This window comes from Synechococcus sp. PCC 7502 (genome assembly GCF_000317085.1).
Classification (GTDB): Bacteria; Cyanobacteriota; Cyanobacteriia; order Pseudanabaenales; family Pseudanabaenaceae; genus PCC-7502.
The window spans coordinates 1,233,817-1,246,897 of record NC_019702.1 but is presented as its reverse complement, the minus strand read 5'-3'; the positions used below and the strand labels follow the sequence as shown (position 1 = coordinate 1,246,897).

The window sequence follows — 13,081 nt, the reverse complement described above, 5'->3', positions numbered from 1 at the left end:
ATCTTTATTCTCAAATATTCTTAAATTATCAACAAATGTCTCCTCTTTTTGTCCTTGCCTCTGCTTCTCCTGCCCGCCGTGCCATTCTAATTCAAGCAGGTATTGATCCCTTTGTAGCTGTGAGCAATTTTGATGAGGATCAAATCACAACTACCGATCCCATAGAATTAGTGCAAATTTTAGCAAAGTCCAAGGCTGAGGCAGTTCAATCTCGATTTCAAGATCAAGAGGCATTAATTTTAGGTTGTGACTCCGTGATGGTGGTTGATGGTGAGATTTTTGGTAAGCCGATTTATAAAGAACGGGCGATCGCTATGTGGGAGAAAATGCGGGGCAATCAAGGTGAACTATATACGGGACATTGTTTAATCGACATTAAAAACCACCGCACTCTCACTCGCTATGGCATCACCACTGTAGGTTTTGCTAATGCTACGGATGCCGAAATTGAAAGCTATATAGATACGGGTGAACCTCTAAATTGTGCAGGTTGTTGTACCTTGGAAGGCTTAGGAGGCTTTTTAATAGAAGGGCTAGAAGGCTGCCATACAAATGTTTTGGGTTTAAGTTTACCTCTATTGCGAGAAATGTTACAGGCACTTGGCTATAGCCTAAAATTTGCTGGACATAAAGTGGAAATTAACCCTCAGTCCTTCTAATAAAAACGGGTTTAACGCCCTTGTTCTAAGGCAATATCAACTCGATCTAGTTCTAAAATCACGCGATCGCGCACCTTAGGGGGAACAGAACGCTTAGTAGTGCCATTATAGTAACTAGCTAAAGCATTCAAGGCTGTGCGTAAAGTCGTAAAAGAAGTCAAGCCCAATTTTTCTGAATCCCTCCGATAACGAGAGGCATAGGCATTAATTTTGTAACGGGCATCGGTTTGAGCAGCAATTTTATTGGGGTCTTTAGGGTCTAAACCCACAGCATATCGTAGGCTCTTAACTACAGCCTTAGTATCTTCCACATAGTTGCCCGTCATCCCCGCATTAGCCTTTTCTAAGATTTCTTTATTTGTAGTAACTTTCTGCCCTGAACCAATTAAAGCCGCATCAGCATTACCACCAACCCAAAATATTACTGCTACTAAAGCCAGTGCGATTAATCGGGTAGTAAGGCTAGAGAAAAATGAGATTGAATTTTTTGTCATACTTTATTTTTTGTATATTTTTTATTTTATTTTTCAACCTTAATCTTAAAAGATTACGAACTCCTTTGATAAGTTTTTTTTACAATGTTATGGAATTCTGACATTTTATAATCGCTGGGGATCGTTATTGGGCATGATTGAATTAGTGAGTATAATTATCAAATCTCTCGCTAGATATATATTTTAAGCACCTAGCACTAAGCATTTACTACTAGGCAATAGTTAAAACCTGCCTAAAATTCACAGAAAAAATGATCCCGAAACCATTGACGATCAGTGGTAATTTGTCAACAATAGAGTTGTTAAGTAGATTTGTTAAGTTAATCTCAACAAATTTAGGTGATTCCCTAAAAGCCTTAGTCCCAAGGATATTAGGCAATGTGCCAGTATAAATGACTACTATGTATTAGTAATACTTTCATTGGGATCACCATCTATCATCGGAGGTAAAAAATGGCAAAAGAACGTCCACCAGTTGAAGAGATGACTTTGCGTCAACTGCGTAAGGTCGCTGCCGAATTTGAAATTTTCCGTTACAGTCGAATGCGTAAATCTCAGCTTTTAGAGGCAATTCAAGTTGCCCAAAGCAAGGGGTCTTTTAACAGATTGAATCGTAATTTGGATAAAAATATGACAGATGCAAAAGAAATTGTAGAAGCAACTAAGTTTGATCTAGGTGAACAGGAAATTTCTCCTACCGATCTCACCACTATTCAAGAAAGAACAATTCCCGATGGCTATGGTGAAAGTAGAATCGTCCTTTTGCCCCGTGATCCCCAGTGGGCTTATGTTTATTGGGATATTCCTAACTCTGAAAAGGAGCAGAAGCGTCTGCAAGGTGGTCAGCAATTAGCTTTGCGCTTGTATGATTCGACTAATCTAAATCTTGACTATCAGTATCCCCACAGTATCCAAGAATATCCCTGTGATGAATTAGCAAGGGAATGGTATTTACCTGTACCTGTGAGCGATCGCAGTTATGTGGTCGAAATTGGCTATAGATGTGCTGACGGACGTTGGCTAGTGCTTTCTCGGTCAGTGCCAGTAAATATCCCACCTGTTTATCCTACGGACTGGATTGAGGATCACTTCATTACCGTGCCTTGGGAACAAAATTTAGTCGGTGAAACCCTATTTAATTTGATTACCCCTGAGCAAAAATCCTTTACCCAAGAATCCCCTACTCAAGAACCTGCCCCCATCTATGATCAAATATTTAACCTTGCCCAATCCGCAGAAGAGCAACGTATTGCTGGTTCACTGTATGGTTCTCAACAACAGTCGGGTGCTGGTCTAGGCTTTGAGTCTTTGAGTTCCTATGTATTTCCCTCTGGAGTAGGTTTGTGGAGTGGTGCAGGTATATCTGGCTTAACCGCCTCTGGCGTGGGTATGTCTGGAGCCGCTTTACTAGGGGTGGGCGTTCGTCCTCGGCAGTTTTGGCTTGTGGCTGATGCTGAATTAATTGTCTATGGTGCCACTGAACCAGATGCAACTGTTACCATTGGTGGTCGCCCCATTAAGCTTAATGATGATGGTACTTTCCGTCACCACATGTCGTTCCAAGATGGCATTATCGATTATCCTATCTTCGCCCTTGCTGCGGATGGTGAACAAAATCGGTCTATTCATCTGAAGTTTGAGCGTCAAACCCTAGAGCGTCGGACAAACACCAAGGAGGAAGCAGTTCCCGAATGGCTTGTCTAAAGGTTATTTGAAAATCACCTAAAAATTATCTAAAAATATAAGTAATTGGAGTATATGGAAAAGTTTCTATGTACTCTTTTTCATAGTTGGTTGTACGCCTAAAAGTATTAACTTTGCCTGAGTACACCTACTTAATATTTTTATGGCACTATTTTAAGCTGGGAAAACTAACCGATTATCTCTCAGTTTCAGTCGCCATAACTCGCCGCCAGTATCTGGAATGCTTTCTAAGTTTTTATCCCCGATCGCTTGCCTTAATTGACTTGATGGACGAAATACCATGTAATCACTAAAAATATCAGGTAATTTGGGTAGCTGGGAATGACTTAAGAGCAAGAGTTTTGGGCGATCGCTCAGTAAATGAGATATGGAAATAATATCGGCTAAATTGATTCCATTTTCTGCATCTGTAATTAATAGTGGGGCAGGTTTAGAGTTAACAATTTTTGCAGTTATACCATTAAAATAACTGGGAATATTAGTCCACCATGTATCAGTACTATTACTGACTATACAGGAAGCAATGCTACAGGCTGCCAATAGAACTATCAAACTCCGTCCCAAAATTTGTCCTACAATTTGCCTGTGTTGTAAGGTAATGCCGACTAAATAAGCGATCGCTAGTTGTAACCCAGCGTAACTACCAATTAAATAACGAGTCACAGTACTGCGTCGTCCTCCTAAGATCAAGTCTGGAAGCAGTAAAAGTGCAAATGGTACGACTATTGCGGTAAGGATAAATATGAATGTTTGGCGTTCAGTACGGCGATAAATTAAATAAATTCCTGCCACCATCAGGATAAAAATTAGTAAGCGTGGTACATATGTCCAGACATTATCAAATCCCCAGTCCAGATCGAAATATAGACAGGTAAAACTGAGTAACCAAGTGCGAATATAAAATAGCCAATCTGCTGCCCCTGTTACCCAATTGGTCGTAGCCGATACCCTTTGGTAGTTGAATACCATGACGCAGATCCAAGGTAAATAAATTAAGGCTGCTAGGGCGATCGCCTGCAAGTATCTTTTAATAGGGAGAGAATCTTGATCTAACTTTAAGTAGGTTAATTTCAAAATTAGGAGGTATGTGCCATGCCCAACTAAGGTAAAGCCAAAAAAAGGATGGGTATATAGTCCAATGACGCTTACTAGGGAATAAATGATCCAACTGTGCTTAGAGTCTATTCGTGCGGCTCTTAAAAAACACAAACTGCTGGCAAGGCTAATTACACACAATAAGCTATATTGACGGGCAATCTGGGCAAATAAAACATCAAAGGGAGATAAGACTAGAAATATTACAGCAATTAAGGCGATCGTCCGAGATTTAAATAATTCCCATGCCAACCCATAGATTAATGGTAAACCAATCAGGCTAATGAGGGCGGCTAGCGATCGCATCGACACCGTACTACTACCAAATATTTGCATCCATAGGCGAGAGGCTAAATAATACAACGGCGGATGCTGGGGGTCTTCGATCGCAAGCGAGAAAATAGTATCTAGGGCAGAGCTATTGGGCTTTAATTCCTGAAATTTAAGGATTGACTGCGGTGAGGTAATTTGATCGGTAAAAATTGCTCGATTTATTTCTTGACTTGTAAACCCAGCCGCACGGAATGATGTATAAACTTCGTCATGCCAATATAACTTATGGTCTAGTGCCAAAAATCTCAGGCAAATCCCCAAAGCGATCGCCACAATTAATAAAATCAGTAGAAACTTCGACGGTATTAATTCCCCAGTTTTTGAGTGCATATAGGGATTACATTTAATAACTACTAATAACTTCACAATCTTAAATCAAGGTTAATAGAATTAACAAAAATTAAAAATTCATGAGTTGGTTTTGGTTGAAACTCGGTTCACAATTGCGGAATAGCAAAAATAGCAAAATTGGCATTAACATCTAGATTTTTGAGGCATAGCTCTTTCGTCATTATTTTTAAAGAGATTCAGAAAGAGATCAGAAAAAAGAGACTAAAAAATATATGTATTTAATTCGCATTAGTTATTTTAGTTTTGGGTATGATAGTTAGTATTGATTGTCTCCCTATATCTCTCCCCATACTAAAAATTAAGCAGTTATGGAAGACTCAGGCAAAAGTAAAATAGAGGCTAGTCATAAGCCAGAGCCACCTAGACTGTCAGACTATAATATTAACTCTGAGTCTGAATATAAATGGCAAAAGTCTGCTCCAGATGTAGGTGGGGTGGCAGCGATTTTGGCGGAATTTGATGCTGCTACTCGTTCTGACCAATATTCACAGGCTCTACGCAAATTAATTAAATCCAAGCATAATATCATCCCTGATTTAATTGCCCGTTTAGATGGAGATGATCTAGCGATCGCTAAGAAAGCCGCTTTAGCTTTAGGATATATGCAGTCACCGCAAGCAATTCCTAACCTAGTTGAAGCATTGGGTAACCCTGATCGCCAACTCTATTCCCACGCTGCTACTGCCCTTGGCTGTATGGGAACAATGGAAGCAATACGGTGGCTAGTGAAAATGCTGAATCACAAGTCTGTACAAGTTCAGGCATCTGTGGCTAAAGCCCTAGCTCGTGGTGGTTTAAGTGCGGTTTCACCTCTGGTGGATATTCTTAAACGGGGGGAAGAACTAGTCCGTATCCATGCCGCCCATTCCTTAGGACAGATCAACTCGCCCCTAGCCGTTCCTGCCCTGATTAATGCCCTAGGCGATCCCGTAAGAACCGTAAGACTAGAAGCAGCTTGGGCTTTAGGACAAATACGCTCACCCCTAGCCTGCACTGCCCTTGCTGCAAGGTTAACTGATGTCGATCTCAGTGTGCAATCTCAAGCTGCTCAAGCCCTCAAAAATATTGGTAGTCCCTGCATCCCCGCCCTGTCAGAAATGCTGAAGAGTCCGTCTAGCGATACTAGAACCGTTGCTGCTCGTACCTTAGGGCAAATGGCTATAGATCAATCTGTACCCTTATTAATCGATGTCTTATATAATGATGAGTTTCCCCATGTGCGGTGTAATGCGGCGGCGGCTCTCGGTGAAATTGGCTCTGTTGAGTGTATTCATCCCCTAGCGATGATGCTCAAAGATGGCGATCGCTCGGTTCGTAATTCAGCAATGCGTGCCTTGCGCAGGATTAATCATCCTCAAGCTCAAGAAATCTTAAAGACCTTTACCCAATCTATAAACGTTCCCCAGTATTTAGTTCCGACTATTAACCATAACGAAAATGAACTCGATAACTACGCCGACTATACGATCCTCCAGTAATCAAAGCTTATGAGTTCTCAATTTTCCGTAATTACAGCCGTAGAAAAATTAAACTATCGAGTAACTATAGGTGACGTTGCTGCCCAATCTGGCTTAGATGTAAATTTAGCGCAGAGGGAACTATTAGCCCTAGCTACGCAAACCAGTGGTAATCTCCAAGTCTCGGAAACTGGGGAAATTGTCTATGTGTTCTCGCCCCAAGTGCGGCAAATTTTATGGAGTCGTAATTTTAAGCTGAGACTGCAAGCATGGTTAGGACAAGTTTGGAAATGGGTATTTTATTTAATTAGAATTTCCTTTGGGATTTTATTAGTGGTTTCCATTGCGATCGTCGTAATTGGTATAGTCTTGGCGGTAATTGCCCTCCAAAGTCGGAGTAGTGATAATGATAATCGGAGGTCTGATGATCGGGATGGTGGGTTCAACTTTATTCCTAATTTCTTCTGGATTGATTTCGGTAATATATTCGCGCCCAGCTACTACGAACATCCAGATCGGATTAAATCCAAAGCAAACGACTCGAATATGGGCTTCCTCGAAAGTATTTTTTCGTTTTTATTTGGAGATGGAAACCCTAACTATGATCTGGAAGAACGGCGGAGTCAAGAGATTTCTGCGTTGATCCGCAGTCACCAAGGCGTAGTCATAGCTGAACAAGTGGCTCCTTACCTAGATGAGATTGCAGATACTCAAGAGGGTTTTGAAGACTATATGATCCCCGTGCTAACCAAATTTAATGGACTGCCCCAAGTTACGGAAATTGGTACCCTTGCCTATAGTTTTCCCGACCTACAAAAAGTGGCTGCCGATCGCTCTAAATCTAATCCTAGTAATAGTTTTCTACAGGAAAAAATATGGCAATTTAGTAAAGCAGGGGCAGGCAAAATTACCTTAGCGATCGCCCTAGGTGTATTTTATTTAGGCTCAGCTTTATTTCTGGGTTCTTTACTGGGGCAACTGGGCGGTACAGAGCTAAGTGACTTTTTGGGAATTATAGCTGGCTCCTATTACCTATTATTGGGTTATGCCATTTTATTTTTAACCATCCCCACGGTTAGATATTTTGTGCTTAAGGGCATAAATAGCAAGATTATCAAAAGGAATCGTCAACGCTCTGAACGGGCTGATGTTTTAAAACAATTAAATCCACAGATCAAACAAAAGCTAGAACTTGCCCAACAGTTTGCGATCGCCCCCGAGGTAATTGGTACGGATAATTTGGCATACACCACAGAAACTGATCTAAATGACCAAGATTACGCCAAAATGTTTAAGCAACCTCCTAATCCATAATTTACTAAATTTACTAGGTTAATTCATGAGTTTTCAAGTTATCCGCACTGCCGAAGCACCCTTACCCGTTGGTCCCTATAATCAAGCGATCGTCATACCTGCTAATTCTAAATTGATCTACTTGGCGGGACAAATTCCCCTAAATCCCCATACAGGTAAGGTAGAAACTGGTGACATTACTATCCAAACTGAACGGGTTTTACAAAATATCAAAGCTGTATTAACTGCATCGGGGGCTGAATTTAAGGATGTGATTAAAACCACGGTATTTTTGGCGGATATGGCAGATTTTGCGGCGATGAATGCCGTATATGGTCAGTATTTTCTTGATCCAGCCCCTGCTCGTTCCTGTGTACAAGTGGCAAGATTACCGTTAAATGTGGCTGTGGAAATTGAGTGTATTGTTGCTGTCTAGTTTTGTTGTTTAGACTTCTACTTATTCCCGTCTTCGAGGTCGACGTTTAAAAGATTTAGGTGGACGGGGATTAAAGTAATCATCAAAATTGCCCTCGGAAACATTCCGTTTAGGAAAACTAGGGCGGGGCATTTTACTCAGTTGCCTAAATAATTTAGATAGCTTTTGATCAACTTGAAAACCTCGGCGGGTCTCAATCACAATGGTTTTACCTAACTTATCATGTAAAGTTTGCATTTTTCGACTGTCAGCGATCGCAAAGGCAGCATCAATGACTAAAGGTAAAACCGCAAATAATGCCAAAGAAGTTGGAGACTTGGAGGCAGCCAATACAAATGCCAAAAATGGATAGACAACCAGTTCCCGCTTAAATAGCTCAGCTATTCCTGAGGATTTACCGTACTGCATATCCACGGTTTTAAGACTCAGTAACCACCGTCCCAAACTTTGTCCTTGGTTATTGCCTGCAAATAAAACGCGATCGCCACCCCAGACTAGGGCAAACACAACTAAACCCCAACCAGACTGCTCATTGATCCCTAGTAAAGATTCCCCAAGCTTGCCGATAAAAGCACAGCCAAAAAAGTCCAACGCAAAGCTGCCAATTCTTTTACCAATTGGGGCAAGGGGTAAACGATTGTAAGCAGGTTCAAAGTACATAGGCTTATGCTACAACTAAATTCTAGTGCTTTGTTGATTAATCTTAAATATCAATAATAAATCTCCAAATTAATGCCCAAAAAACAAAAATTCCCTTATCTAGTTGGCTCCAAGTGGACTGCCAGACAAGATACCTTCGGCTGGCGGCACTTTATTGTAACTAATCGCCAGAATGAAAAAAATATGGTCTTCGCTGAACTTAAGGCAACTTGTGATCAATCGGTGCGGTTTTGGCTAAATGCTAAAGCCTTAAAAGATCGTAACCTGTGGCAACCGGGTTGGATTGCTTTAACGGAAAGGACTACGGAAATAATTTAACTTTTCCTGATAAAGTATTTAAGACTGAAATCCAAAGCCAAGATTTATTTTATTTCTTATACTATTTCCTATGTCAGATACTCAATCCGATATTTATCTCTCTTGGGCAGAGTATGACGAAAAAATTGAGCAGTTAGCAGTTAAAATTTATCGTTCTGGTTGGGAATTTAATCAAATTCTATGTTTAGCCAGAGGTGGCTTACGAGTCGGTGATATTTTTTCCCGCATATTTAATAAACCTCTCGCTATTCTTTCTGCTAGCTCCTATGATGATAAGGTGCGTCGTCCTAGGCTTACCTTTGCTAAATCTATTTCCATGACTACTCCCACCCTTGGGGATAAGGTGCTGTTGGTAGATGATTTAGTTGATTCGGGTATGACATTAGGGCAGACCATAGTTTGGCTGAATGAGCATGAGCATTATGATGTGTCTGAGATCAGAACAGCGGTAATTTGGTATAAGGCAGTAAGTATATATGTCCCAGATTTTTATGTGGATTATCTTCCTGATAGTCCTTGGATTCATCAACCCTTTGAGAAGTATGAACACATGGATATAGCCAAGCTTGCTCAAAAGTAAATCCCTGAACTACTTATAAATTTAGTCAAGGCTTATTCAGGGCTTACACAACATAAAAGAAATCTTGGATCCAAAGGGGTTTGGAGTAAAGCCCCAATTTAGGGCACAGCCCTCAAACTTCCGTCTATAAGTACTGGGCAAATTTGAGTGCGTAACTCCTATTATTAACCTAGTTTGGGTTTAAGCAAAAAGAAATCAAAAAGCTAAAACCAATCTGTAAGTTTTTCTCTAAGCTTGGTTAATAATTTTATAGAAATTTATGCCCCTAAAAGTAGGGCAAATGGATATTATTAAGGCTAAAAATTTAAAGGAACACCCGCATGAATTAGAAGCTTTCTGAGCTGCAAAATTGCTGGAGAAATTTCATGATTCCAATCTGCGCCCTGTTGATCAAATGCTCGTTGCTCAACCTCGACAATTTCTTGATCTTGAGCAAAAATACCATTGGTAAAAGCCACAATAAATGGCCAAAGCAAGTGAATCAGCATGGTAATGCTTGGTTTAGCAATCATCAATAGTCCATAAGTCTGATTTTGTCTTTGTTCACGATCTGTGGGCACATAGCAATTCCATAAATCTAAAGCTGGTTCACTACTCCCTGCCATCCAAAATTTAAGAGTTTGATAGGGATAGCCTGTGCGGATCGTCATTTTATCAATCTCATCGGTCTCAATTTTGCGACTGCCAATTATAAACTTTTCCCCAAGAGACTGCTTACCTGCCAAGCGTGAGAACGTATAATCTGCTTCTACCCAGCCATCTTTAGCTCGAATATCTAGCAATGTAGTACGAATTAATCCCATTAAACTACGGTGCAGAAACTGATGATTCATGTCCATCAAATTTTCATGCATAAACGAGTAATGACAGGAAATAGAACGATCAAGGATACGAGTTTTATACTTGGGATTAGCAAAAGTTTGGACTTCCGGAAACTGGGAAAACCCAGAAGCATTGAGATCACCAGTATAGACAAAGATCAGTCCATAGGCTTCTCGTACTGGATAACTATGTACCCCATTGGGAAGATGTTTTTGCCCATCTAAATAGGGAATATTAACGCATGATCCCTGACGATCATACGTCCAACAGTGGTAATGACATTGCACCCGTTCTCCTCTTACTACTCCGAGATGAAGTGGGATTTGGCGATGGGCACAACGATCTTCAAGGGCAAATAAATCACCCTTTTCAGGACGGACAAGCATAATTGGTTCACCTGCAAAGGTAACCGCCAAAGGCTTCCCTATGCGCAAGTTTTTTGAGCGAGCTAAGGGATACCAAAAATTAGGATTAAGTCCAATTTTACGGATGTCCGCACTTTCTTGGTTAACCTTGGATCGTGTGGCTGATTTACTGAGATTATTATTAACTGATTGCAATTTTGCAGATTGAGAATAGACATTCATTGGTAAATATACTTAGAGTAGTACTATAAAAAGTGTGGATAAACCTGTAAAACTTCTGGCAAGTGTTACAGGTAGTTAGTTTTAGACGATAAAGGATAAAGCCTTGGCACATCAACATACTACACATATTTGAGTACGACCATATTTAGCTGCATACTCGTTCAATTAATGCCATGACATTAGACCTTGTGAGTTTGTCTGCACCGTGGGCGATCGCTTCTAAGGTAGCATGTGCCAAAGTTAGGGGAATTTGACAAAAGTCTAAAACTGGTCCCCGTGGCAGTGCCTTAGTATAAATATCCCCCAGTGCCAAATTACGACGTGCATAGTCAATCAGGTCTTCTTTATTCCAACCATCGGGAACTAAGTCTGCACCCCGTAAAAGGTCTTCGGAACGGTTACGAAGGATATTGACGGTTTGTAAGCCTCGACCATAACCGATCGCCTGAATCCGATTAGTTTGAGTACCGTCATACCAAGCCCACAGATCAGATAGCAGTAAGCCCACAGCCCCAGCCACACTGAAGGTGTAACCATCAAGGTCGATTTCAGAATGGATTTGCCAGTTACGATTTGCCCAGTATGCCATCCGATCAGACATTGCTGCCGTAGCATCCCAAACCCTAGGGGCGATCGACGCAGGAGCCATCATTGCCCATTCGCCAATGCGGAGCGAAACCTCTGGCAAAACATGATCATGGGTACTTAAGGCATTAGCAAAGGCATTGAGAGCGAAACTATCTCTGCCCGATTGCAAAACTATACTAACTTTCTGCAATAGATCAGATTTAATGGCATTATCTAAACTGGGGTGATCCTCAATTTCATCAATTGCTCTCATACACAGATAGGCAGAAGTAACTGCTTCCTGTAAACCACTGGGTAATCTACTAATTGGAATGTAGAAAGTGCGACTGGTTTCTTTAAGAACTTCTAGGGCATCTTTACGTAAATTCATTGGCTCACTCCTCTATGGTGCTCCCACTAAATAAACCGAGAGACTGAAATATCTCATTCAATCCGCCTAATTTTAAGTGGTTTTGTCGATTTAGAATAGTACATTTCTTGCAAAATTGAATTTTTATTGAGTTATTTTAGGGTGATGGACTTTTTAGGCTTGATTTTTTGCTTACCCGCCACGGTTTATGCCTGTTATGGTATCTACGCAGCGATCGCTTTTTTTAAAAATCCTTACGGTAAATACGCTCTTATTCAAAAATTGGATTATCTGCCCCCAATTACAATTTTGAAACCAGTATGTGGGTTAGACCCTGAAATTTACCTGAATTTTGCCTCATTTTGCACCCAAAATTATCCTAAGTATCAACTCATCTTTGCCGTCAGTGACCCTAATGATCCAGTTATTGCCGTAGTTAAGCAGATTATCCATGACTTTCCTTCCGTTGATTTTCCTCACCTTGATATTGAATTGGTTCAAAACGATCGCCTGATTGGGACAAATTATAAAATTAGCAATCTGGCAAATGCTCTACCTATGGCAAAGTATGAAACTTTAGTATTAGCAGATAGTGATGTTAGGGTTGATCCAGAATATCTGCAAACCTTAGTCCAACCTTTAGCTGATCCTAGGGTAGGGGCTGTAACTTGCTTATACCGCCCAATTATGAATGGATGGGTGGCAACCCTTGAGGCAGTAGGAATTTCCACAGATTATCTATCTAGCGTTTTGGTTGCGAATCAATTGGAAGGAATTAAGTTTGCCCTAGGTACAACTATTGCCATCAAGAAAACTGTTCTAGCGGAAATTGGCGGTTTTGAGGCGATTGCGGCTTATTTAGCAGATGACTATCAAATTGGTTATCTAACATCGCAATTGGGCTACAAAGTTGTTTTGTCTCATTACATTATCGATCACTTCATCTCAACCAATAATTTTCCCGAATTGCTAGATCGGCAACTGCGCTGGGCATACTGCACTAAGGTATCTCGTCCTTGGGGCTATTTAGGCTTGTTTTTTACCCAAGGTATTGCCACTAGTCTAATATTTTTATTGATCTCCGGCGGTTCTGGGTGGGGGTGGGTAGGACTAGCGATCGCTTGGATAAGTCGGATGATTTTAGCTTGGGTAGTGGCAGTATGGGGACTCAAAGATCGAACCGCATCAAAATTTCTGTGGTTGGTGCCTATTCGGGATTTACTCAGCTTTGGGATATGGTTGTATAGCTGGTTTAGTAATAGCATGAACTGGCGGGGACGCAGATTAAAGCTATCGGATTCAGGCAAACTGGTTCTAAATGATGATCTAAATGATTAACCAGTTCGCGAATTTGG

At 40.8% G+C, this 13,081-nt stretch carries 13 protein-coding genes; 8 read left to right on the top strand and 5 right to left on the bottom strand.

Annotated elements, in window-relative coordinates; all coding sequences use genetic code 11:
- The first annotated feature begins 35 nt into the window (after positions 1 to 35).
- Positions 36 to 659: a Maf family protein gene (locus SYN7502_RS06020; protein ID WP_015167984.1), complete on the top strand. Its 624-nt coding sequence runs from the start codon at positions 36 to 38 to the stop codon at positions 657 to 659.
- 11 nt (positions 660 to 670) lie between these two features.
- Here SYN7502_RS06020 and SYN7502_RS06015 read toward each other — a convergent pair whose 3' ends face one another.
- Positions 671 to 1,153 (bottom strand): hypothetical protein, encoded by a 483-nt coding sequence (locus SYN7502_RS06015; protein ID WP_015167983.1) that lies wholly within the window; start codon positions 1,151 to 1,153, stop codon positions 671 to 673.
- Positions 1,154 to 1,606: 453 nt separating this feature from the next.
- On the opposite strand from SYN7502_RS06015, the gene SYN7502_RS06010 reads away from it, so the two are divergent.
- Positions 1,607 to 2,857 carry a DUF4912 domain-containing protein gene (locus SYN7502_RS06010; RefSeq protein WP_015167982.1) on the top strand — a complete coding sequence of 417 codons (1,251 nt, stop codon included), beginning with the start codon at positions 1,607 to 1,609 and terminating at the stop codon, positions 2,855 to 2,857.
- Between the two features lie 153 nt (positions 2,858 to 3,010).
- On the opposite strand, the gene SYN7502_RS06005 is transcribed toward SYN7502_RS06010, so the two are convergent.
- Positions 3,011 to 4,651, bottom strand: coding sequence for a glycosyltransferase family 39 protein (locus tag SYN7502_RS06005; protein ID WP_015167981.1), 1,641 nt, complete (start codon positions 4,649 to 4,651; stop codon positions 3,011 to 3,013).
- 293 nt (positions 4,652 to 4,944) lie between these two features.
- Here SYN7502_RS06005 and SYN7502_RS06000 point away from each other — a divergent pair, with 293 nt between their 5' ends.
- The 3 genes from SYN7502_RS06000 to SYN7502_RS05990 are packed head-to-tail and all read left to right on the top strand — an operon-like array spanning position 4,945 to position 7,822.
- The gene (locus tag SYN7502_RS06000) at positions 4,945 to 6,114 is read left to right on the top strand and encodes a HEAT repeat domain-containing protein (protein WP_015167980.1); all 1,170 of its coding nucleotides are present in this window, start codon (positions 4,945 to 4,947) and stop codon (positions 6,112 to 6,114) included.
- Between the two features lie 9 nt (positions 6,115 to 6,123).
- Entirely contained in the window at positions 6,124 to 7,407 is a 1,284-nt protein-coding gene (locus SYN7502_RS05995) for a hypothetical protein (protein WP_015167979.1), read from the top strand.
- A gap of 25 nt (positions 7,408 to 7,432) precedes the next feature.
- The gene (locus SYN7502_RS05990) at positions 7,433 to 7,822 is read left to right on the top strand and encodes a RidA family protein (protein ID WP_015167978.1); all 390 of its coding nucleotides are present in this window, start codon (positions 7,433 to 7,435) and stop codon (positions 7,820 to 7,822) included.
- 21 nt (positions 7,823 to 7,843) lie between these two features.
- On the opposite strand, the gene SYN7502_RS18180 is transcribed toward SYN7502_RS05990, so the two are convergent.
- Entirely contained in the window at positions 7,844 to 8,482 is a 639-nt protein-coding gene (locus tag SYN7502_RS18180; RefSeq protein WP_015167977.1) for an RDD family protein, read from the bottom strand.
- Positions 8,483 to 8,554: 72 nt separating this feature from the next.
- Here SYN7502_RS18180 and SYN7502_RS05980 point away from each other — a divergent pair, with 72 nt between their 5' ends.
- Both SYN7502_RS05980 and SYN7502_RS05975 read left to right on the top strand, forming a co-directional pair.
- Entirely contained in the window at positions 8,555 to 8,800 is a 246-nt protein-coding gene (locus SYN7502_RS05980; RefSeq protein ID WP_015167976.1) for a TIGR02450 family Trp-rich protein, read from the top strand.
- A gap of 70 nt (positions 8,801 to 8,870) precedes the next feature.
- The gene (locus SYN7502_RS05975) at positions 8,871 to 9,380 is read left to right on the top strand and encodes a phosphoribosyltransferase (RefSeq protein ID WP_015167975.1); all 510 of its coding nucleotides are present in this window, start codon (positions 8,871 to 8,873) and stop codon (positions 9,378 to 9,380) included.
- Between the two features lie 296 nt (positions 9,381 to 9,676).
- Here the strand turns inward: SYN7502_RS05975 and SYN7502_RS05970 are convergent, their stop codons facing one another.
- Both SYN7502_RS05970 and SYN7502_RS05965 read right to left on the bottom strand, forming a co-directional pair.
- Positions 9,677 to 10,789 carry an aromatic ring-hydroxylating oxygenase subunit alpha gene (locus SYN7502_RS05970; RefSeq protein WP_015167974.1) on the bottom strand — a complete coding sequence of 371 codons (1,113 nt, stop codon included), beginning with the start codon at positions 10,787 to 10,789 and terminating at the stop codon, positions 9,677 to 9,679.
- Between the two features lie 145 nt (positions 10,790 to 10,934).
- A complete protein-coding gene (locus SYN7502_RS05965; RefSeq protein WP_015167973.1) occupies positions 10,935 to 11,747 on the bottom strand; it encodes a squalene/phytoene synthase family protein in 813 nt (270 codons plus the stop codon).
- 144 nt (positions 11,748 to 11,891) lie between these two features.
- On the opposite strand from SYN7502_RS05965, the gene hpnI reads away from it, so the two are divergent.
- Positions 11,892 to 13,064 (top strand): bacteriohopanetetrol glucosamine biosynthesis glycosyltransferase HpnI, encoded by a 1,173-nt coding sequence (gene hpnI / locus SYN7502_RS05960; protein WP_015167972.1) that lies wholly within the window; start codon positions 11,892 to 11,894, stop codon positions 13,062 to 13,064.
- Positions 13,065 to 13,081 lie beyond the last annotated feature (17 nt).

What these genes read in the sequence shown, in the direction of transcription:
- SYN7502_RS06020 (WP_015167984.1), top strand. Translation starts at nt 36, where the DNA reads ATGTCTCCTCTTTTTGTCCTTGCCTCTGCTTCTCCTGCCCGCCGTGCC.
- SYN7502_RS06015 (WP_015167983.1), bottom strand. Translation starts at nt 1,153, where the DNA reads ATGACAAAAAATTCAATCTCATTTTTCTCTAGCCTTACTACCCGATTA.
- SYN7502_RS06010 (WP_015167982.1), top strand. Translation starts at nt 1,607, where the DNA reads ATGGCAAAAGAACGTCCACCAGTTGAAGAGATGACTTTGCGTCAACTG.
- SYN7502_RS06000 (WP_015167980.1), top strand. Translation starts at nt 4,945, where the DNA reads ATGGAAGACTCAGGCAAAAGTAAAATAGAGGCTAGTCATAAGCCAGAG.
- SYN7502_RS05995 (WP_015167979.1), top strand. Translation starts at nt 6,124, where the DNA reads ATGAGTTCTCAATTTTCCGTAATTACAGCCGTAGAAAAATTAAACTAT.
- SYN7502_RS05990 (WP_015167978.1), top strand. Translation starts at nt 7,433, where the DNA reads ATGAGTTTTCAAGTTATCCGCACTGCCGAAGCACCCTTACCCGTTGGT.
- SYN7502_RS18180 (WP_015167977.1), bottom strand. Translation starts at nt 8,482, where the DNA reads ATGTACTTTGAACCTGCTTACAATCGTTTACCCCTTGCCCCAATTGGT.
- SYN7502_RS05980 (WP_015167976.1), top strand. Translation starts at nt 8,555, where the DNA reads ATGCCCAAAAAACAAAAATTCCCTTATCTAGTTGGCTCCAAGTGGACT.
- SYN7502_RS05975 (WP_015167975.1), top strand. Translation starts at nt 8,871, where the DNA reads ATGTCAGATACTCAATCCGATATTTATCTCTCTTGGGCAGAGTATGAC.
- SYN7502_RS05970 (WP_015167974.1), bottom strand. Translation starts at nt 10,789, where the DNA reads ATGAATGTCTATTCTCAATCTGCAAAATTGCAATCAGTTAATAATAAT.
- SYN7502_RS05965 (WP_015167973.1), bottom strand. Translation starts at nt 11,747, where the DNA reads ATGAATTTACGTAAAGATGCCCTAGAAGTTCTTAAAGAAACCAGTCGC.
- hpnI (WP_015167972.1), top strand. Translation starts at nt 11,892, where the DNA reads ATGGACTTTTTAGGCTTGATTTTTTGCTTACCCGCCACGGTTTATGCC.